The following is a 17,851-nucleotide window of genomic DNA, read 5'->3' on the forward strand; positions in this document are numbered from 1 at the left end:
TTTGATTATGAATTTAAAACTGCGTCCTGTAGATACGCATGACAAGAAATTCTGGTTTCGCATTATTGTCTTTGAATTTACGCCTCGCCGAACTGGCAGATACCTGGTTTTAATTCAGGCCGACCTCTGGGCGCTATCTCTATCAGCGGTTGTTATGCTTTGTTACCCCACATTGCCCACGAAATTTTTTCATTACCCGCTATCAATACAGAAATAAAAAACCTGCTGGCGCAGGCTTTTGAGTATTTTGGCCGGATTACTTCCCGGCGTGCGACGCGCTCACTTGCAGTGCTGGCGGGCGGACAATATAACGCGCCAGCGACTCATGGGTGACGAACGTACAACCGCAGTGAATATTCTGGCACTGGTGATAGCGCTCTTTGGTCTCAGAACTGAGATAGCGGCTGGAGCGCGCGTGCGCCGCTTGTTGGCATACCGGGCAATGCATCATGGTGGTTTCTCCCTCGTGTATATGCCAGCTATGTTATCCCATTAGCTTGCAAATGCAAGCTAAAGAATGCATTTGACGCTATTGCTGCACTTCATATTCAACGCCGTCAACCCGAACCTCCAGCTCCAGTTTGCTAATAAAACCATTGCTATCAATGCCATGTGTCACTTTTTTGATTACCCAGGGCGTGTTGTTGATCGCATCTTTAAAACCTGAAACATACACAGGGCTTTCTGCGGAGATATCGGTGCGCCCCTGAGCAAGAGTGAGCGTAAATTTCGCCGCGTTGCGCTGGATGTCTTGCCACTGCGCCTCTGCAGCCCGCATGGCTTCATCTTTAGAAGCGTACGTCGTCGGTAGGGTATAGATATTATCTTTTGAGCCAGCGGTGTAATCCGTCGCTTCAGGCTTTGCATTGCCGGTTGTGGCGGCTTTGCGCGTCAGTTTTATCTGCTTCGTCTGCGCATTTGGCGTTCTGGTATCTTGCCAATGGGCAACCACACCGCTGTAAGCTACGCGATCGGCAAGGGTAAACTCGTGCGAGTCGCCATCGCTGGGGGTGATCGTCACCGAAGGAACAACCTTGCCGCCCCGAACGCACATGCCAGGAACAAGGAAAATCAGCGTACCTGATTTCACGGCGATTTCGGCACCGTTGCGGGTTGCCAGCCGGGTCAGAAAGCCAATGTCGGACTCATTAGACTGGTCGATATGGGCGATTTTTATATTTGCCAGCGCTGGCGCGACATTGGCGCTCAGTGAATTACGCCAGGCGATATCTTTGACAACTTCGCCAAGCGTTGTGTCATGCCATGACCACTCTTTTGGGCTGTTCATATTGCCGCGAAAATCGACGCTGCGGCCAGTAACAACCACCTGATCCGGCGTACCTCGGTGCGTCACCTGATCGATGGTAAACGTGCCCATATTGGTGAGCAGTTCTCCTAGTCGACCAATGGCGACGCTGACTTCATTACCGCGCTGCGGCATCTGGATTTTCCCGTCGGCATCATCCAGCGTTAGCGTTAGCGTATCGGCCTCAAACCCGCGATTGTCGGTGACGGTCAACGCTATCAGGCGAGGCGCAATATCGTAGGTAATGTCTTTTACTTTCTGTTTTTGCGCTTGCTGCGGATCGTGCTGTTTCTGCTTTAGCTTCAGCGTAAACAGGGGGACACTCGTTCGCCCCAAATCCTGGGTGAGTATGTCAATCATCACAAGTTCCCCAGTATCTTCGTCGCGTCCCTGAACAATTGTTCCCCCTGAGTGCGAAGATCACCTGCCAGAGCCTCCAGCGACTCATCAACACGCGTAAGTTTGAGCGTGAAGGTGATTTTGCGCGGTGAACCATCACTGTAATATTCCGAACCGTTTTCGGTGACGCTGCTTATGACATACATGCCGTAAATCATTCCGGTTCCGTCAATAAGCGGCCACGAGCGCCCTTGCTCGGCCATCAGACGTACCGCCGCAAGCGACAGCACGCCGCCAGTCAGTTCCGGGTAGAGTGCGCCCGCGATATTGATGGTATCCTCGCCGGGACCGATATACTGAAACGCCGCGCGCTTGCCCACGCGCGCGTTGTCCTTCCAATTAAACGCTGAGGTACGATCCATATTCTGGAACGGCAGCGTCTGCCGCATGAAAACAAAAAGCCCCAATGCCAGCATCATAATGCGAACTCTCCTTACGGGTTGAATTGGGATAACGCGTTGTTGCGCCGGTTATTGGCATCCTGACGGAACAGTTCCTGCAAATAGCGTTCGTTATTGCTACCCGGCGTGACATCACCCTGCAGCGTGACGTTATATTCCGTACGGCTTTGGTCGAGGTAAGAGCCGCCTGTTGACGGGCGTGCCATCTGATAGGCGTTATATCCCGGCTGCGCACTTGTGGGCTGGATATAGCTGGAAACCCCTCCAGTGGCGGGTTGCTCGATAAGCGGTTTGAGCGCCTGCGCGGGTTTTTTATCAATAATGCCCAGCGTCTCCAGCAACCCCATCGCGCTCTCGTTCAGTGAACGTAAAAGGGTCAGCGGCCAGGTGAATGCATTAACAAGCACTTTTCCAATAAACTGCCCGACGTTGCCGAATTGTGTGAGCGTCTCCTCGCTGGCCTTGATTGGCGTCAGCAGCTCGCTGAAGGTGTCTTTTACCTTTTGCAGTGCACCTCCGATGGCATCGAAAACCGGTTGTAATGGCGCAAACATTTCGGCAATGGGGGCAAATGCCGCGACGATCCCCTCAATCACGCCGCTAAAAAAGGCGCTAATGGGCTCCCAGTATTTATAAATCAGCGCAGCGCCAGCGGCGACGGCGGCCACTACGGCAACAATTGGCCAGGTGAGTCCGCCGATAACTGCCATGATCCCGCCACAAACGGTGGTAAACACGCTGCCAAAAGTCATCGCAATGGTGATAAGCGTGCTGATCCCTGTAAAGACCGGCGCAATCACGCTTGCGACAGTGCCGATTGCCCCGGCGACGCCGACGATCACCGTTGCAATCAGGCCAAAGCTCTGCACCAGCCCCTGGTTGTTTTGTACCCACTGCTGGAGCTGCCCGAGATAACCGGTCGCGGTCTGCACCAGCATGCGCAGCGACGACGCCTGGGTGGCGAAAATATCCACGCTCAGGGATTGATAAGCCGCCTGCAGCGCGGCTAAATCCGTGCCGAGGTTGCCGACATTATTCTGCATCTCAGCCGCCGGAGCGCCGGTACTATTGTTTTGGGCGGCGACAGCCGGTGCGAGGCTCCCCGCGCTCAGCTGCTGGCTTGCGACTGCGGTGCCCGGCGCTGCGGTGTGAGTTTTCAGAGTGGCAACAGCGGTGCCCGGTATCGTGGGCGACACGGCGGTGCGAGCTTGCAGCGAAGCAATAGCGCTGCCCGGTGTTGCAGGTGACTCGGCTGGATGCGTTTGCAGTGACGCTTCATATCCCGGCTGCAGCAATTTTTTGCCAAGATTAAATCCGGTGGTCGCTATCGACATCCCGGTCTTGCCGACGGCGGATACTTTCCCCGCCACACCCAGAATCGACTGCTGGCTCTCTTTGATTTTCACCAGCCGCTGCTGGCGGTTCTCCTGCTTTAGCGCTTGCTGTTGGCTCGACAGCTGCTCGGTAGCGCTGCTGATGTTCTGCTGCAGGCGTTGTCTTGCTGTTGCAGGCGCACGGGTACTGATCCCCGCTTGTTGCAATGTTTGCCGCTGGTTTTTTACCGACTGGCGTAAACTGTCGTGCTGCTGTTTCAGCGCGCTCACATTGGCGCGCGCCTTATCCAGCGCGGTTAACTGCGCTTCACTGGGTTTATCGATTTTTTTCAGTTCGAAGGCCAGCGCCTGCGTGCTCGCTTTGGCGATCTTTAGCTGCTGGCTAACGCCGTTAAGTGCGCTTTGTGTGCGGGTAAATCCGTCAATCTGCGCAGCCTGGCTATACAGGCCACGCAGGTTTTTTTCCGTCTCTTTGATACCGTCAGCCAGCGACACATTCGCCGTCTGCAGGGATTTAAATGGCCGCGCCGCCTGATCAACAGCAGCGAGTAGGGCCTCGATATTTTCGCTGTTACTCATATGTATTTCCGCTTCGCTGCAGCGCTTTTTCGCGCCAGGTGATGAGTTCGCTCAGACTCAGGGGGTAGAGCTCCGATGGCGGCCAGTGGAAGATCACCGCGATATCCGCCATCAGATCGTCAACTGACAGCCTGGGCGGAAAATTTACTGTCCCGAAGCTGGTGACAAAAAACCGACCACCTTGCCCGCCAGCGCAACCATATCGACCAGATCCAGCGCACCCACTTCCTGCTCGGTAAGCGAAGGCGAGGTAATGCGCGGCAGCACTTTAATCAGCGCGTCCACTTCGGCGTTTGCCACCGCGGCCAGGCTCAGGCCGCGCAGCGTACCGGCGTTCGGTTTCATCAGTGTAAGGGAGTTGATCAACTGCTCGCCGCGTTTAATCGGGGTTTGCAGGGTAATGACGTTATCTGTTTCGTGGCTCATACGATCCTCGTTGCTTTTGCGGGGGAAAACCCGGCCAGCCAGGCTGACCGGGTGGGGGCATTACAGGCCGATATTGCGGCGGTGCTGTTCGAGACGATCGACGCCGTTCACTTTTTCAACCATGTTGACGGTATCGATCTCCACCAGCTCTTTGCCATCGATGGTCAGTTTGAAGTAGGTGCAAATCACGGAGATTTTGGATTCCGTATCTTCACCCGGTTTGTTTTCGCCAGTGTCGATCTCTTTTTGGCGACCACGCATCACCACTTCCACCGCCACCGTTTCCCCGGTGTCATCGCGCTGGTAAGAGCCCGCGAAGCGGATCGGCACCGCGTCGGTACTGGTCGCGCCATACAGTTCCCAGATGGCTTCATCCGGGAAGCCGCCCAGCGACCACTCCATTGACATCGCCTCGTCATCCAGGCCCATATCAATCGGCGCGACACCGTTCATGCCTGCACCGCGGTAGTTTTCCAGCTTGCGGGTCAGTTTCGGCAGGGTGATGGATTTGGCGACACCCTGGTAGCTGTAGCCATTGAGGAACACGTTCATGTATTTCAGTTTTCGCGGCATTGCCATTTATCAGGCTCCTTAATTGCTGTTAACCGAGGAGACCAGGTTCGCCAGGTACTTATCGGTGATGCGCTGGCGTAAGGTCAGGTTTTCCAGTGGCGGGACCGGCGTATAGTCATAATCGATATACAGTTTCCCGGCCTTCAGGGTTTCGGCGTCGTTGGCGGATTCATCGAACCAGCAGGTTGCATCGACGATGTAACCGTTGCTTTTCAGCTCACGGAATTTCGCGTTAATGCCATCGATGATGTCGCGGATAAGCGTCGCGGTAATCGGTTTGTCCACTGCCCACATATGCGCGTCGGCCATGGTGTCGGCGATAACCTGTGCAGTACGGGTATAGTTTTCAAACAAGAACAGCGGATCGTCCGAACAGGTGCGGTTGCCCCAGAAACGAAAGCCGTCTTTGCGAATCAGCGTGGTGACGCCTGCCTGGTTGAGCAGATCCGCATCGGTGCCGGACTCTTGCAAATCCCAGAATACCGGGGTGCTGATGCCGGTCACGCCGTTCACGCCGACGTTAGACAGGGTTTTGTGCCAGCCAACAGACTGATCAATATAAGCGCGCAGGCCGAGTGCGCGCGCAGTGGCGTACGCCGTGGCGCTGGCGTTAGCGACGGTATCCCAGGCGAGGAAGTCCGGCCAAATCACCATCAGCTCGCGCTGGCTGAAATTCTCGCGGTACTTAATGGCGTCGGAAATCGTTTTGCAGCCCCAGGCGCTAACGTAACCGAAGGCGCGCAGCTTCTGGCAGATGGGCGCCAGCGCGGTGGCGACTTCCTGGGTGTCGTAACCCGGCACGCCAAGAATACGCGGTTTCACGCCGGTCACCGCTTCGGCGGTCAGCAGTGCTTTCAGGCCGGTGTATTTCCCGTTTGCATCGGTAGTGCCGATGATGTTGGAAATCGTCTGCGCCTGGGCATCGTCACCGCTGCCTTCCGCGACACGTACTACAACGATCACCGGTTTCGCCTGATCGGCAATCGCCTGTAAAGACGATGCCAGCGTACCTTTGGTGCCCGCTTTGGCAATGGCGCTTTGCACGTTGGTGATAAGCACCGGTTCATTCAGTGGAAAGGTTGCCGCATCGGCGTCGCTGGCGGTACAAACCATGCCGACGATGGCGGTTGAGACAGTGGAAATGACGCGTGTGCCGTCGTTAATTTCAACGACCTGAACGCCATGATGGTAGTCACTCATCCGATTAACTCCGTGGTGTTGGGGTGAGAGCTATTTTCCAGAACGCAGCGCTAACGCGCTATTTGTCGGGGTTGGCGTGGGGATGAAACAACACGGTAGACAAAAAAAACGGGCCGGAGCCCGTTGGATGTTGTTTGTTATTGCGGTTTTTCCGGCCAGGGGATATCTGGTGCGGTTGAATCATCAGTACTTCCAGCTACATTTGTTAAATCTATCGACTTGAGTTTCTGAATATAGGCCATCCACTTAATCAGGCTGGCTTTATCGTCAGCGGAGATAACATCAAGTTGCAGTTCAGTGCGCCAGTCAGCGGTAGCGTTGCTTGCTTCAGTCAGCAGCCTTTGTCGATGAGATTCAGCGCGTGCGTTCCAGTCGATCTTCGAGGTTATTAACACAGGAGCTCCGTCGTCGTCCGATGCAATACTTTTTCCGTTGGCTTGCCCGTCCATAAGCGATTTATAAAGGGCATCGCTGATTTCTTTTGCATCGTCCGGCCATGTTTTAACTGCGTCATAGCTATCGCGCATTTCGTCCAGATAAAACCCTTTCGTTGTATTGCTATAAAATATCGCCATTTTTATTTCCCCGCCGCAAACCATGTCACTGTCTCTGTACCGCCGCCCGCAATACGCAGGTTCCAGCCTGTTTTATCAATACTGTATGGCTGCATTGCAGCTGCTTCACCTGAGCTATTGTTGCGGTTTGCTACTACCGAAAAACACGCTGCTGGAAAAGCAAACGGAAATGTCACCCGACCGCTATTGGGAACACTGGCTGTCGTACCCATCATGAAAATGACGCCAGTATCCGCATCTCTCCACCACAGCACACTACCGCTAATGCCTGATGTTGCTGGTTTACCGCTGCTTCCTGCGGCCTGGTAACGGGCGTCAAAATTGGCGTAATTCGCCGGGATAATCTGCCCAGCCATTTGTAACTTTCCAGTACGGGTATCAATGTAACCTGCATAACCTTCAGCCCCGGTGAGAGAGCAATAAAATCCAATGCCGTACCAGGAGCCTATATTGATGTTGTTGGAAATAAAGCCAGCGTTATCCGCACCAGGGAAAATTTGTGCATCCGTTCCAGCTATTTGCAAACCTTTTGGTACAGTCAATATATTCTCGACAACGAGGCTACCTTCAATTGTGTCCCCCGTTTTCGCCACCGCCCCAATGTCTGTGGGTGTAGGTCTGTTCATCGTATCGTAAACTTTCGCCCAGCCAGTCCATATCCAGTTATACATGGTGCGGATGTAACAACGGGAATCGGCATAAATCCTATAAATCTGTGTAATACCAGCGTGTTTATAGACTTCTAGCGAACCAGCAACCTGCTCAGGGTAGTTTGCGCCTGAAAGTGCCTGAGAATTCAAAGGTTGAAAGTAGAGGCCAGGTGTTGTGTAACTATTGAGGTCTGCCGCATTGCCAATCTCCACAGCTTGATCGTTAAAGATCTCCTGGGACGTTACTGCATCTTTTACCGCGAGCTTACCCAGCCCAAGGTATGTTCGAACATCCGCAATTGCATCTTTTGCCAGAATATCCCGGCCGACGGCGGTGAGATCCGTTTGCGCAGCAGTATCAACTCCAGAAAAATAGGGGAGTTTATTGGCACCCGTTGCGAGCCTGGCAATAGAGGTTAACGTCGCATCAAGAGGTTGTTTTCCGCTCAATCCGGATTGGACAAATGCCGTTGTGGCGAGTTGGGTGGTGTTATCCCCTGCAGTCGCAGTCGGCGCTTTCGGTGTTCCTGTAAATGTTGGGCTGGAAATGGGGGCATATTGTGTATGCGGATTACTGGCGGCGACATGCTGTTTCATCAGCTCGTCGGAATAGGCTTTAACTTCAATAACTTTGTCATCGACATATTTGCGTGTCGCCAGTACTACCGACGGGTCGATTTTCAGCGTTACTGCAGCCGTTGACGAAACAATCAGCGCCATGCGAATGGTTTGCGTGCGGCCGCTGCCTTCCTGTAACAACGGCTTGTACGTTTCCGGGCAGTTGGCGATGGCAATCAGCACGCCGTCGTCATCATACAACCCCATTTCGCGGATCCAGTAGCCCCCTTCGTTTTCCGGGATCACCTGTTCGGCAATGACCTGGTTTGCGTTGGCCGCATCGACAGTGAGCGTGTTCACCGCACCGATGCGCTTCTGGTTGAGCAGCTGGGTTTGTGTGGCGTCGGGCGTTGGCAGGGAACCATTGCCGTCGCCGACGGCCATTTGTGTGATATGGATTTGCGTGCCAAGCGCGGTGGCGGCTGCCAGCTTCGCCGCACCTTGATTGGTCAGAATGGCGTAATATTTCGCGGTCATGCGTTCACTCTCAGTTGTCGGAAACGTGGGCACTATTTTCCGGTGAGCGCATCGGGCAGGGCTATCGGTTGGGGTTGGTTTGCAGGCAGGACAACTGCAAATGAAAAAACGGGCCGTAGCCCGTCTGGTGTTATTGCGGCTGTTGCGGCCAGTTGATATTCGGTGCCGTTGCGGTATCCACCGCCTGGAGCAGCTTGATATATTGCAACCAGGCAATCAGCCGGACTTTGTCGTCATCGCTGATAATGCCGAGCTGCAACTCGGTCTGCCACAGGCTGATGGTGTTTTTGGCTTCGTTGAGCAGTTGCGTCTTTTTGGCTTCTGCGACAGCAATCAGCGCGTCTTGATCGGTTACCCACTGGCTACCATCCCATTTGTCATAAGGCGTTGAAGGGGCAAGCGGTGTGACGTCTGCAGGATAATTGCCTGGTTCGGTAATTTCTCTTTTCTGCTTCGTATTGATGTCGTACACCGTCTCGCCACGGTGATCGGGAACGTACTCCCAGGCATCCAGCGCAACAGTGCGGCAGATAGCGAAGCCCGCTTTACTCTCTCCCGGTTTTTCGATAGTGGAGAAACGAGGAATACCGACACCAACAGCCAAATACTCTTCTGATGGCGCGAGGTAATGATAGACGGTGATGTAACCTGCTTTGATTGCAATCAGGTTGTCGTTCAGTACGGCTTGTTCCATTATGCTGCCCTCATGATGTAGTTAAACGCAATATTGCGTGGACGGTTTTCGTTGGCGGTAGGTACAGCCATCGCTGCGTTAAGCCCGATACCGTACCCGCCTGCTTGTATTTCTACTGAGCCTCCTCCATGAACAAGACCAGCGGTGCCAAATAACGCACCTCGCGCATCTTGCTCGAATCCATAAGGCGCACTGCAAGGAAGGGTGCCGGTTATGTTGCGAATCGCATCCCCCTGGAGACTTAATAATGACCGGCCTGAATCCACGTTACGCCCGTTATCCCAGCCGCGAATAAATTCACCGCGCAGGTCGGGCAGATTCCCCGAGGGAAAAAGCGATGCCAGAAATGGGTATTTTGTTTTGTCAAATGCGGAGCCATTACAGTTGAACCAGCCAGTTGGCGGGATCGCGGCTGGATAAGGAATCGGCACGCCGACAGGAAGGTAGTTATTGATATCCGCGACTACGAGATATTGCGGATGCGGGTTTGCGGCAGCCATATGAGCGGTAAGAAGAGTATCGGCATAGCCTTTCACCTCTCTCGCTTTATCATCCGCATACTGGCGTGTTGCCAGCACCACCGACGGGTCAATTTTCAGCGTTACCGCAGCCGTTGACGAAACAATCAGCGCCATGCGAATCGTCTGCGTGCGTCCGCTGCCTTCCTGCAACAACGGCTTGTAGGTTTCCGGGCAGTTGGCGATGGCAATCAGCACGCCGTCATCATCGTAAAGGCCAATTTCGCGGATCCAGAAGCCGCCTTCGTTTTCCGGGATCACCTGTTCGGCAATGATCTGATTGGCATTGTTCGGATCAACAGAGAGATGATTAAGCGGGGCAATACGCTTCTGGTTAATCAACTGAGTTTGCGCCGCATCGGGCGTGGGCAGTACGCCGTTGGCATCGCCGAGCGCCATCTGCGTAAGGTTAAGCTTTGTGCCAAGCGACGCGGCGTTCGCCAGCTTCGCGGCCCCCTGATTGGTCAGAATGGCAAAGAATTTTGCAGTCATGCGTTAACTCTCAGGTTGTTGGGTGATGAATCAGTACAGAAGACATTTTCCGTTCAGCGACAGGCGAACGCTATCAGGCGGGGTTGGCTGCCGCTGGCACAACGAGGCGGGTATAAAAAAACGGGCCGTAGCCCGTTTTGTCTGATGTTGCGTGGTTAAGAGATGATGACATCATCAATCAGATGGACCGCTGAAGCAGGGTAATACTCGCCGCCAACTGTGATCTCTTCTGGCGTGTAGGGGTAGACGGTCAGCTCTTCGCCCAGGTAGCAACCAGCGCCGACATAAAACTCGCCGCTGCTGCTCAGGCTGATGTTTAACCCTGTCAGGTGGCGGCTCGCCGGTTTGGCATCATTAATCAACCGCTCCAGCTCAAGGTACATCTCCTCGGTAATGCCGTTTTCCTGCACGCCAATCACCAGTTTAAAGGTGCCCGGTTCGGCGTTGTCCTCCCACCATTCGCGCAGCTCAATCAGAAAACCGAGCGGCTCAACCACCCGGCGCAGCGCGCTGCGCGTGCCTTTGTGTTGATGAACGAAGAATGAAGCGGCAATCACTTTGCGCTTGGTCGCTTCCGGCCAGTTAAAATCCCAGCGGTCGACGGAGAGCGCCCATGCCAGGTAAGGCAGCAACTCCGCCGGACACGTTTGTGGGTCCCACAGTGTGCGCAGCGGCACCGGCACGCGCTCAATATCTGCCGCCGCTTTTGCCGCTGCCACCTCAAGAACGGATGAGCCAACAGGCAACAGACGGTCGTCACTCATCGGTGCCTCCGGCGTTAATGCTCCAGGCGGTGCAGTAAGAGGCCTGATTTTTCGCCAGCACCAGATCGCTTTGCGGCGCGCTCAGCTCCACCCGCTGCACGCCTTCAACGTGCAGCGCGGCATAAATCGCTGACTGGCGGATATCGCGCCCTAAACGTCGTTGCGCGTTGATATAGGCTTTTAACTGCTGTTCAGCGGCCTGGCGAATCGGTTCCGATTCCGGGCCCGGGTAAAAGTAGAGCGTGGCGTTAATCTGGTAGGGCACGATCTCCGCGCTTTGCACCGTCACACGGTCGCCCACCGGGCGCACATCTTCGGCGTTCAAGGCTTTATCCACGATGGCGATCAGCTCATCGCTGGCGCGGCCGTCGCCCTCGCGGGAGAGCACGGAAATGGTGATATACGCCGGATTCGGGCTGATGACCGAAATATCGGCAACCCGTCCGTCGGCGCTGCGACCATGGTATTCGTAAGCGCCTTCCGGCCCGGCGACGCTTAGCCCTTCAAACGCCTGCTGTGCGCGCAGACGCAGATCTTTGTCAGACTCCATCACCGCCGGTGTTGGCGGAATGGTGCTTTCGTCGGCGGGTGACACCATCAGCCGCGCGGTATTGCTGTTGGCGGCCATCACATCCAGATCCTTTCCGGCGGCGTAGGCCAGCATCACCGCGCGGGCCGCTTCGTTAACGCGGCTGCGCCACATCATTTCACGGTAGGCGTTCTCTTGCAGGAACTTGGTCAGCGGCTCGGACTCCAGCGCCAGCGTGCGCGCCAGTGCTTCTTGTTCATCGGCGGGAAACAGGGAAATCAGCGTCGCTTTGCGGTCGTTGAGGATAGCCTCATAATCAAGCTCCTCGACCACATCCGGCGCCGGCAGTTGGCTCAGATCGATAATCGGCATGGTTTTAACTCACTGGAAGGGTTAACGAAAGGGATTCGCCGGTGCTGGCGAGTTGCGCGGTCAGGTTGACCAGCAATTTTCCGTCGAACTGGCGCTCGGTGGTGACCGCGCTTACGGTAATGCGCGGTTCCCATTTCAGCAGCGCCATGTAACAGGCGGCCTGGATTTGCAGCGTCAGCGCCGGGGTTTGTGGCTGGTCGATCATCTCAAACAGCAACGAGCCGTAATCGCGGCGCATCACTCTGGAGCCCATCGGCGTGCGCAGAATGTCGCTGATGCTCTGGCGAATATGTTCGGTGTCGGTAAGACGCTTGCCGCTGGTGCGGTTTAACCCGCTGTAACGAACTGTCATAAAGGCGCTCCTGTTGTGCCGCCGCTGTCGCCGGGGTGTTTATGGGTATGCAACACTTTGCCGTTGGAAGTGAGCGATCCGCCGCTGTGCTCAATGTTGCCGCTCATCGTGCCGCCTTTTTGTACCTCCAGCGTGCCGGTGATGAGCTTGTTAGTGCAGACCACTTCCGGTGTATCCAGCGTGATGCGGGTAGTGGCGGTCACCCGCACGTCCGGCACGGTGGCGGTTAGGGATTGTGACGCGCTGATGGTGGCGGTTTTAATGCCGCTCACCGTTAATGCGCTGGTTTTCGGTTCATATTCCACGACCGCGCCATCGGGAAAGGCGACATGTAAGGCATCGGCGGATGCCGAAGGGGCCGGATTGTCATCGGAGAAGATCCCCGGCAGCACGAACGCGGTGTCGAGCTCGCCGCCGACCGCCAGCAGCAAAACCTGTTCGCCAATGGACGGTGCCCACCAGCTCCGTGAATGCCCGGCGCGGTGCGTTAACCACTGCAACCATTGTGTTACGAGGCCGCCGGTCTGCACCCGGCAGCGCCCGCTATTCAGATCGATATCAACGATTATCCCGGTGCGGATCATATTGCGCAGCAAGCGGGCCAGTTCCTGAAGCGAGAGTTGTCTATTCATAACGGAAATCATCCTATGCGTGACGGGCGTTGAAAAAAGGACAAGGCTGTCCGGTTTTTGGCACAACGTCGGGCGATTCAGGCAGGCCAGCGGCTCACCAGTTCACCGTTGATATAAAGCTCGGTCGGGCGGGTCACGAACGCGGGCGGCAGCGGTTCCGGTAGCGTTTCGGCATGCAGCGCGCCGTCGATTTCCGTCACTTTGGTGCGCTCGGTTAGTTGCAGCACCATCGTCACATCCTGGGTGTTGTCGGCGTTCGTTAGCAGCGACCAACTGAAGCTGCCTTTACGACCGGCTTCGGTGGTGAGGATGTCGGGCTGGTTAGCGCGCAGCCACGCCATTACCGGTACGAACAGCGCATCGATATCACCGGCAAAACCGCTGACGGTGACATTGAGGCTGAACTGTTTTTCAAAAGAGAGTGAGCTGGCGAGGGTGGCGGTGTTACTGCCTTTGTCCACCCACAGGCGCAGCATCGAAGGGTTATCGCGCAGCACCGGAACAGCGTCAGTCAGCGCGGTGCGCAACGTATTGGGTTTTAGCATTGATCTCATCCTGGCAATGTTTAAGGGTTTCGACCTGGAGCGCACACTGTTCCAGCGCAAGCTCCAGTCGGCGGATATCGGCGCTCAAATCGCCGTTAGTTTGCGGGTTACTTCCCGGCATCGGGCACAGGCTGACCAGCGGGCAACTGTTGTAAACAGTGACCGGCGGAAGGGCAGGCGGAGCGCTGGTGCACCCGGCGCACAGCATCAGGTAACTCAGCGCTGTACCAGCGGCGAAACGCGTCATTTTCATTGAGTAACCTCGTAATCGATTGTTCGCGCCGCACCGCTTGCGCGCTGGCTGCGTCCAGTTGCAGACGCAGTGCGACCTGCGCCTGCTGGTTTTTATCCGCCATCGCGCTGGCGGCGTTCAGTTGCGCTTTCAATTGCGTGATGGCGCTGTTTTGCTCACGCGTAAGCTGGCGGGATTGCGCCAGCGAGGTGCCCAGCGAGTGGTTTTGCTGCACCAGCCACAGCAGGCCGAGCGAGGCTACCAACAGGGCTATCAGACGCGTATTCATTGCACCCCCTGCAGGCACCAGGCGCGTTCGCGCTGGCGGCGGTTTTCCAGCCCCTGGTTACGTACACCGTCGATAAAAACCCAGCGCGGCAGCTGATTGCAGGCCTGGCGCCACTGCTTTTTGTTAAGGAAATAAACCAGCGTCGAGCGGCAAGCCGCGCCGCTGCCAATGTTAAAGGCGAAGCTGACCACCGCGTCATACACCTGCGGCGGCATCGCCAGCGGGGCGCACTGCGCCAGTCTGCGTTCAACCTGTAATACGTCGGCGACAAGGTTGCTCGCCGCCTCTTTCTCACTGATATCGCGCGTTGGCACGACGCCTGCGGTATGACCGATGCCGGATGTCCAGACCCCGGCGCTGCACTGGTAAGGACGCAGGCGGCAACCTTCAAGATCGGCAATCAGCGCCAGCCCCTGCGGTGAGGTTTTCAGTAAGCGGAAATCCGGCAGCAGCACCGCCAGCGCCAGCACCGCCGCCGCGCTACAGCGTTTTACGGGTAATCCCATTCATCACCTCCTGGGTTGACGCGCAGGACTGGAGGAACAGATAGCTTTTGCGCCGGTAGTACCAGTTCACCGCCACGGTGACGGCAACACCCAGCGCGCCAAAATAGGCGGCGAAGTCTTGCGGGGTCATGGCGCCAAAAAAGGTCAGCGCCACGCTTATCCAGTACGCCAGCGATGAGGTGACTTTTTCGATGGTCAGCCCCATAAATTCACCGTTTCTTTGATGGTTTGCGTCTGTACTTCCGGCAGGTTGACCGTGGTGCCATAAGGCAAAATAACGCCCAGTTCGGCGAGCTCTGGGTTGGCGGCGAGCACCGTTTCGACCACGGATGCGGTGCGCCCGTAATAACGCAGGCAAAGCAGGTCGAGGGTATCGCCTTGTTGTGTTTTCACATTCATCGTTCACGTCTCTTTCCATCAGGAAGGTTTTTCCCCATGGTTAAGTTTCCTGACCGCAGGCGATGGACGCTATCTTTCGGGGCTGGTTAAGCGCTGGCACAACAGGTGTGCGCAGGAAGAAAAGCAAAACGCAAATGCACCAGGCAGCAGTGCCGCTGGCGCATCGAGAGAAGGGCAGCGTTAACTGCCGGGAAGGGACGTGGCGGGGCGCTATTCGGCCTTGTAGAAAATGTTTTCATCCTCGTCGGTGGCGTTTTCGCTGTTGGCCAGGTCCGCAATCAGACTCAGCGCCAGTTTCAGATCGGACGGTTTGCAGTTAGCCAGCAGAGACACTTCGGCAATGAATTGCACGCATGCCCACTTGTGCTGAGTCTGATTTAGTCGCTCAGAGACCATGAATCCCTCTCATGAATTTCTTGTACTGTATGTTTATACAGTATCATAGGCCGATTATTAATGGGAAGCGATAATTATTTGTTCCCACCACTATGTTGCTGATAAAGAAAACCATTATGGCTTTCTGGACGCGCTGCAAACCCGGTGTTTCCAGCTATTTCCCTGCTATTTTTGTCAGTACAGTGCGCACTTTTGGGCGTACGTTTGCGCGCCTGCAGAATATCGCTGCGCAGCCAGGCGGTAAGTTGCCGGCGCTGGCGGCGGTTTAACCGCTGACCGGGCTCGAAGGGCGTACAGTTATTGACAGAACTCCAAGAAAGGGCGGTATCCGGTACGTTTTCCTGTGTGTGCTTTGGCACGATCTTCCACTTTTTCAGCCGTGTCAGTAACGGCGACCCGCTCCCGACTACGCTGTCATACACGCCGCGTACGCGCAGCGTCTCTTCGCCATACTGATTAATATCGCCGTCCGTCTCATAAAGGGTGCGCACCTGCACCGCATCGCGTTTGACGAACGGCCCGCCTTGCGCATTGACATAACCTGCCCAGTCGCCGCTATCGGCGGCTTCATGCACCTGCGCAAACTCCACGCTCAACCCGCGCGCGGCATCGTTATCGACCAGTTTGCGTAGCTCGCGGTAAACGGTGACCGGCGCGCCGCCAATAAACTGAAACTGGCGAATGCGCCAGCGCGCCGCCCATGCACAGACCGCGCAGGCACTCTCTTTCAGCAATGCGCCGCTCTCAATGTCGGTTTCGCCATCCAGCGCATAGCCGTCGATATTTTTGGCAATATATTTCGCCAGATAACCGGTCGCGCTGCCTTTTTGTGCATCAATGGCTTCGGCGTGAAAGCGTGCCCGTTGCGCTTTCGCGCTGGACAGCTCGTGGCGGTCTTGCTGGCAGGCGAAATCACCGAGGATCTCGCGCACACGGGCAACCTCCTGCGGCTGCATAAACAGCAGCAGGTGCCAGTGCGGAGTGCCGTCGTGATGCGGCTCTGCCACGCGAATGCCGAAAACGCGCAGGCCGTTGCGGTGCAGCTTCGCGCGGATACGCGCCCACAACGTGGTGAAATACGCCTGGGTTTGCGCCGGGCTGGCGCCGTTCCATGTCCGGTTACGGTAGCCCGCGCGCGTTGTTGCGTGCCAGGCCGAGGGAGCGGTTAACGTGTAAAACTCGCCTGCGTAACCAAGGTTCTGGCAGATAGTTTCGAAACCGCGAAGGCGCGTCATCAGTTCACAGCGGCGGATCGCCGGGTTGGCTACCGAACCGTCGTGTTTATCAATAAGGCTGATGCGGTTTCCCTCTTCGTCTTCCAGTTCCATGCTTTTAAGAAACTCGCGGTTACGCCGTTTTTGCTCGCGCCAGGCAGTTACACATTGTGCGCTGGCGTAGGGTTGCTTTTTCTTACTGACATTGCCGAGTGCGATATGCAAATGCTCGCGCCACTGCGCGGCGGCTTTGCGCAGATGCCCGCGCCACCACTGCTCGCTGAACAGGCGCATGATCGCCGGGGCGAGATCTCCCGCGCTGACAACTTTTTGCGTCACCCGCTGCCAGTGCGGGGGAGTGACGTTGAATTGCAAGGCGATAGTGCCCGCGTGCAGATACCAGCGATGTAGCGTTTTCAGCCCCGTTGCGCTTGTGTCGTCGTGCTCTGCCAGTTCACCGCGAATAAAGTTGGCTATGTCCGCCGCCAGCCTGTCGACAGGGGCTTTGTTCATATCCGGCAACTGGTTGTAGCGGGTCAACAGCGAGACTAAACGGTGTGCCAGCCCCTGCTGAATAACGGTGTCGAAATGACCATTGAACACCGCTTTGGAGATGCGCGGCTGTAAATGGCTCAGTTGATAGCGTTGCGCCACCGCGTTGAGCCTTGGCAATGTACGGCGATAAAAATGCAGCAGAAAAGCCTCAGCCCGTGCCATACCGTGCTCTTTTTCTATCGTATCCGCAGCACGGGTGAGCGAAACGCGCACGCACTCCGGCTGTAACGCCAGCGCCTGACGCGCCTGCGACACCGCCGCAATATGGCGATTGCGGCGATGCAGCTCAGCGTGAGTGAGCAAGGGGCTGGAGATAGCTGTACGCGGTGCATTCCACGGATAAGCCCAGGTGACGGACAATTAGCGTCTCCTGTAGTGCTTGTCTTTCAGTTCGGCAATCTGCTGACAGCTAACGCAGCAGGTGACGCCGGGCAGTGCCATGCGCCGCGCTTGCGGGATTGGCGCATCGCAGCTTTCACACGTCAGCCTTGAGGGGGCCAGCAGGCGATTGCGTGCATGCTGAATATGCCGCTCGCGCTCTTCCATCTCGCGTTGCTGGGCGAGATCCATTTCGTCGGCCATTAGTGCAGCTCCTGCGCCTGGTTGTCGATGTGGCTGGCTTCCTGGCGCAACAATTCAGCGGCATCGTACCATTCAAGGCGTTGCGAGCTGATAAATGCGGCCAGTGCGTCCAGACGGGCAGAGATAACGCCGGCGCAGCGCAGGCGTTCATTGTTGCGCGCTTGTGCCAGTTGAAGCGTGAGCGCTTCCGGGCTGTGGTTCGGTGAATTGAAGGGTCGTTTTCTCATCGTGTTGCTCCTGAA

At 56.1% G+C, this 17,851-nt stretch carries 26 protein-coding genes and 1 pseudogene; all 27 read right to left on the minus strand.

Features of this window, described 5'->3' with window-relative positions; genetic code table 11:
* Positions 1–256: 256 nt before the first annotated feature.
* The gene (locus tag C813_RS28735) at positions 257–451 is read right to left on the minus strand and encodes an ogr/Delta-like zinc finger family protein (RefSeq protein ID WP_017459926.1); all 195 of its coding nucleotides are present in this window, start codon (positions 449–451) and stop codon (positions 257–259) included.
* A gap of 78 nt (positions 452–529) precedes the next feature.
* The gene (locus C813_RS28740) at positions 530–1,666 is read right to left on the minus strand and encodes a contractile injection system protein, VgrG/Pvc8 family (RefSeq protein WP_017459927.1); all 1,137 of its coding nucleotides are present in this window, start codon (positions 1,664–1,666) and stop codon (positions 530–532) included.
* Positions 1,666–2,124, minus strand: coding sequence for a phage tail protein (locus C813_RS28745; RefSeq protein WP_017459928.1), 459 nt, complete (start codon positions 2,122–2,124; stop codon positions 1,666–1,668). Before C813_RS28745 ends, C813_RS28740 begins: the two co-directional genes overlap by 1 nt.
* A 14-nt stretch (positions 2,125–2,138) precedes the next feature.
* A complete protein-coding gene (locus tag C813_RS28750; protein WP_017459929.1) occupies positions 2,139–4,019 on the minus strand; it encodes a phage tail tape measure protein in 1,881 nt (626 codons plus the stop codon).
* The gene (locus tag C813_RS28755; protein WP_017459930.1) at positions 4,012–4,131 is read right to left on the minus strand and encodes a GpE family phage tail protein; all 120 of its coding nucleotides are present in this window, start codon (positions 4,129–4,131) and stop codon (positions 4,012–4,014) included. Before C813_RS28755 ends, C813_RS28750 begins: the two co-directional genes overlap by 8 nt.
* Before the next feature lie 32 nt (positions 4,132–4,163).
* The gene (locus C813_RS28760; protein WP_017459931.1) at positions 4,164–4,445 is read right to left on the minus strand and encodes a phage tail assembly protein; all 282 of its coding nucleotides are present in this window, start codon (positions 4,443–4,445) and stop codon (positions 4,164–4,166) included.
* Between the two features lie 60 nt (positions 4,446–4,505).
* Positions 4,506–5,024, minus strand: a complete 519-nt coding sequence (locus tag C813_RS28765) for a phage major tail tube protein (protein WP_017459932.1) — start codon at positions 5,022–5,024, stop codon at positions 4,506–4,508.
* A 12-nt stretch (positions 5,025–5,036) separates the two neighbouring features.
* Positions 5,037–6,218, minus strand: a complete 1,182-nt coding sequence (locus tag C813_RS28770; protein ID WP_017459933.1) for a phage tail sheath protein — start codon at positions 6,216–6,218, stop codon at positions 5,037–5,039.
* 137 nt (positions 6,219–6,355) lie between these two features.
* Entirely contained in the window at positions 6,356–6,793 is a 438-nt protein-coding gene (locus C813_RS28775) for a tail fiber assembly protein (protein WP_017459934.1), read from the minus strand.
* A 2-nt stretch (positions 6,794–6,795) separates the two neighbouring features.
* A complete protein-coding gene (locus C813_RS47690; RefSeq protein WP_407656250.1) occupies positions 6,796–7,464 on the minus strand; it encodes a gp53-like domain-containing protein in 669 nt (222 codons plus the stop codon).
* 345 nt (positions 7,465–7,809) lie between these two features.
* Positions 7,810–8,538 (minus strand): annotated as a pseudogene (locus C813_RS47490) (phage tail protein); the annotation flags it as partial.
* 130 nt (positions 8,539–8,668) lie between these two features.
* The gene (locus C813_RS28785) at positions 8,669–9,232 is read right to left on the minus strand and encodes a tail fiber assembly protein (RefSeq protein ID WP_017459936.1); all 564 of its coding nucleotides are present in this window, start codon (positions 9,230–9,232) and stop codon (positions 8,669–8,671) included.
* Positions 9,232–10,242 (minus strand): phage tail-collar fiber domain-containing protein, encoded by a 1,011-nt coding sequence (locus C813_RS28790; RefSeq protein WP_025263875.1) that lies wholly within the window; start codon positions 10,240–10,242, stop codon positions 9,232–9,234. The genes C813_RS28785 and C813_RS28790 overlap by 1 nt, the downstream gene beginning before the upstream one ends.
* A 155-nt stretch (positions 10,243–10,397) precedes the next feature.
* A complete protein-coding gene (locus C813_RS28795; RefSeq protein WP_017459937.1) occupies positions 10,398–11,006 on the minus strand; it encodes a phage tail protein I in 609 nt (202 codons plus the stop codon).
* The gene (locus tag C813_RS28800) at positions 10,999–11,907 is read right to left on the minus strand and encodes a baseplate assembly protein (RefSeq protein WP_017459938.1); all 909 of its coding nucleotides are present in this window, start codon (positions 11,905–11,907) and stop codon (positions 10,999–11,001) included. The genes C813_RS28795 and C813_RS28800 overlap by 8 nt, the downstream gene beginning before the upstream one ends.
* 4 nt (positions 11,908–11,911) lie before the next feature.
* Entirely contained in the window at positions 11,912–12,259 is a 348-nt protein-coding gene (locus C813_RS28805) for a GPW/gp25 family protein (protein WP_017459939.1), read from the minus strand.
* On the minus strand, positions 12,256–12,891 hold the full coding sequence (locus C813_RS28810; RefSeq protein ID WP_017459940.1) for a phage baseplate assembly protein V: 636 nt from the start codon (positions 12,889–12,891) through the stop codon (positions 12,256–12,258). The genes C813_RS28805 and C813_RS28810 overlap by 4 nt, the downstream gene beginning before the upstream one ends.
* A 77-nt stretch (positions 12,892–12,968) precedes the next feature.
* Positions 12,969–13,436, minus strand: a complete 468-nt coding sequence (locus C813_RS28815; RefSeq protein WP_017459941.1) for a phage tail protein — start codon at positions 13,434–13,436, stop codon at positions 12,969–12,971.
* On the minus strand, positions 13,399–13,644 hold the full coding sequence (gene lysC, locus C813_RS46785) for an Rz1-like lysis system protein LysC (protein ID WP_074460813.1): 246 nt from the start codon (positions 13,642–13,644) through the stop codon (positions 13,399–13,401). Before lysC ends, C813_RS28815 begins: the two co-directional genes overlap by 38 nt.
* On the minus strand, positions 13,544–13,957 hold the full coding sequence (gene lysB, locus C813_RS28820; RefSeq protein WP_017459943.1) for an Rz-like lysis system protein LysB: 414 nt from the start codon (positions 13,955–13,957) through the stop codon (positions 13,544–13,546). Before lysB ends, lysC begins: the two co-directional genes overlap by 101 nt.
* A complete protein-coding gene (locus tag C813_RS28825) occupies positions 13,954–14,463 on the minus strand; it encodes a lysozyme (protein WP_017459944.1) in 510 nt (169 codons plus the stop codon). Before C813_RS28825 ends, lysB begins: the two co-directional genes overlap by 4 nt.
* Positions 14,438–14,668 (minus strand): HP1 family phage holin, encoded by a 231-nt coding sequence (locus C813_RS28830; protein WP_017459945.1) that lies wholly within the window; start codon positions 14,666–14,668, stop codon positions 14,438–14,440. Before C813_RS28830 ends, C813_RS28825 begins: the two co-directional genes overlap by 26 nt.
* The gene (locus C813_RS28835; protein ID WP_017459946.1) at positions 14,659–14,862 is read right to left on the minus strand and encodes a tail protein X; all 204 of its coding nucleotides are present in this window, start codon (positions 14,860–14,862) and stop codon (positions 14,659–14,661) included. Before C813_RS28835 ends, C813_RS28830 begins: the two co-directional genes overlap by 10 nt.
* 210 nt (positions 14,863–15,072) lie before the next feature.
* Positions 15,073–15,258, minus strand: a complete 186-nt coding sequence (locus C813_RS28840) for a hypothetical protein (RefSeq protein ID WP_017459947.1) — start codon at positions 15,256–15,258, stop codon at positions 15,073–15,075.
* A 74-nt stretch (positions 15,259–15,332) separates the two neighbouring features.
* Positions 15,333–17,387 (minus strand): replication endonuclease, encoded by a 2,055-nt coding sequence (locus C813_RS28845; RefSeq protein ID WP_017459948.1) that lies wholly within the window; start codon positions 17,385–17,387, stop codon positions 15,333–15,335.
* Positions 17,388–17,609 (minus strand): TraR/DksA family transcriptional regulator, encoded by a 222-nt coding sequence (locus tag C813_RS28850; RefSeq protein ID WP_017459949.1) that lies wholly within the window; start codon positions 17,607–17,609, stop codon positions 17,388–17,390.
* On the minus strand, positions 17,609–17,836 hold the full coding sequence (locus C813_RS28855; protein WP_017459950.1) for a DUF2732 family protein: 228 nt from the start codon (positions 17,834–17,836) through the stop codon (positions 17,609–17,611). The genes C813_RS28850 and C813_RS28855 overlap by 1 nt, the downstream gene beginning before the upstream one ends.
* Positions 17,837–17,851: the final 15 nt, after the last annotated feature.

The sequence above is a fragment of the Kosakonia sacchari SP1 genome (assembly GCF_000300455.3).
Lineage (GTDB): Bacteria > Pseudomonadota > Gammaproteobacteria > Enterobacterales > Enterobacteriaceae > Kosakonia > Kosakonia sacchari.

Excerpts from the sequence above, each read along its gene's own strand:
- C813_RS28735 (WP_017459926.1), bottom strand. The coding sequence starts at position 451 with ATGATGCATTGCCCGGTATGCCAACAAGCGGCGCACGCGCGCTCCAGC.
- C813_RS28740 (WP_017459927.1), bottom strand. The coding sequence starts at position 1,666 with ATGATTGACATACTCACCCAGGATTTGGGGCGAACGAGTGTCCCCCTG.
- C813_RS28745 (WP_017459928.1), bottom strand. The coding sequence starts at position 2,124 with ATGATGCTGGCATTGGGGCTTTTTGTTTTCATGCGGCAGACGCTGCCG.
- C813_RS28750 (WP_017459929.1), bottom strand. The coding sequence starts at position 4,019 with ATGAGTAACAGCGAAAATATCGAGGCCCTACTCGCTGCTGTTGATCAG.
- C813_RS28755 (WP_017459930.1), bottom strand. The coding sequence starts at position 4,131 with ATGGCGGATATCGCGGTGATCTTCCACTGGCCGCCATCGGAGCTCTAC.
- C813_RS28760 (WP_017459931.1), bottom strand. The coding sequence starts at position 4,445 with ATGAGCCACGAAACAGATAACGTCATTACCCTGCAAACCCCGATTAAA.
- C813_RS28765 (WP_017459932.1), bottom strand. The coding sequence starts at position 5,024 with ATGGCAATGCCGCGAAAACTGAAATACATGAACGTGTTCCTCAATGGC.
- C813_RS28770 (WP_017459933.1), bottom strand. The coding sequence starts at position 6,218 with ATGAGTGACTACCATCATGGCGTTCAGGTCGTTGAAATTAACGACGGC.
- C813_RS28775 (WP_017459934.1), bottom strand. The coding sequence starts at position 6,793 with ATGGCGATATTTTATAGCAATACAACGAAAGGGTTTTATCTGGACGAA.
- C813_RS47690 (WP_407656250.1), bottom strand. The coding sequence starts at position 7,464 with ATGTATAACTGGATATGGACTGGCTGGGCGAAAGTTTACGATACGATG.
- C813_RS28785 (WP_017459936.1), bottom strand. The coding sequence starts at position 9,232 with ATGGAACAAGCCGTACTGAACGACAACCTGATTGCAATCAAAGCAGGT.
- C813_RS28790 (WP_025263875.1), bottom strand. The coding sequence starts at position 10,242 with ATGACTGCAAAATTCTTTGCCATTCTGACCAATCAGGGGGCCGCGAAG.
- C813_RS28795 (WP_017459937.1), bottom strand. The coding sequence starts at position 11,006 with ATGAGTGACGACCGTCTGTTGCCTGTTGGCTCATCCGTTCTTGAGGTG.
- C813_RS28800 (WP_017459938.1), bottom strand. The coding sequence starts at position 11,907 with ATGCCGATTATCGATCTGAGCCAACTGCCGGCGCCGGATGTGGTCGAG.
- C813_RS28805 (WP_017459939.1), bottom strand. The coding sequence starts at position 12,259 with ATGACAGTTCGTTACAGCGGGTTAAACCGCACCAGCGGCAAGCGTCTT.
- C813_RS28810 (WP_017459940.1), bottom strand. The coding sequence starts at position 12,891 with ATGAATAGACAACTCTCGCTTCAGGAACTGGCCCGCTTGCTGCGCAAT.
- C813_RS28815 (WP_017459941.1), bottom strand. The coding sequence starts at position 13,436 with ATGCTAAAACCCAATACGTTGCGCACCGCGCTGACTGACGCTGTTCCG.
- lysC (WP_074460813.1), bottom strand. The coding sequence starts at position 13,644 with ATGCTGTGCGCCGGGTGCACCAGCGCTCCGCCTGCCCTTCCGCCGGTC.
- lysB (WP_017459943.1), bottom strand. The coding sequence starts at position 13,957 with ATGAATACGCGTCTGATAGCCCTGTTGGTAGCCTCGCTCGGCCTGCTG.
- C813_RS28825 (WP_017459944.1), bottom strand. The coding sequence starts at position 14,463 with ATGGGATTACCCGTAAAACGCTGTAGCGCGGCGGCGGTGCTGGCGCTG.
- C813_RS28830 (WP_017459945.1), bottom strand. The coding sequence starts at position 14,668 with ATGGGGCTGACCATCGAAAAAGTCACCTCATCGCTGGCGTACTGGATA.
- C813_RS28835 (WP_017459946.1), bottom strand. The coding sequence starts at position 14,862 with ATGAATGTGAAAACACAACAAGGCGATACCCTCGACCTGCTTTGCCTG.
- C813_RS28840 (WP_017459947.1), bottom strand. The coding sequence starts at position 15,258 with ATGGTCTCTGAGCGACTAAATCAGACTCAGCACAAGTGGGCATGCGTG.
- C813_RS28850 (WP_017459949.1), bottom strand. The coding sequence starts at position 17,609 with ATGGCCGACGAAATGGATCTCGCCCAGCAACGCGAGATGGAAGAGCGC.
- C813_RS28855 (WP_017459950.1), bottom strand. The coding sequence starts at position 17,836 with ATGAGAAAACGACCCTTCAATTCACCGAACCACAGCCCGGAAGCGCTC.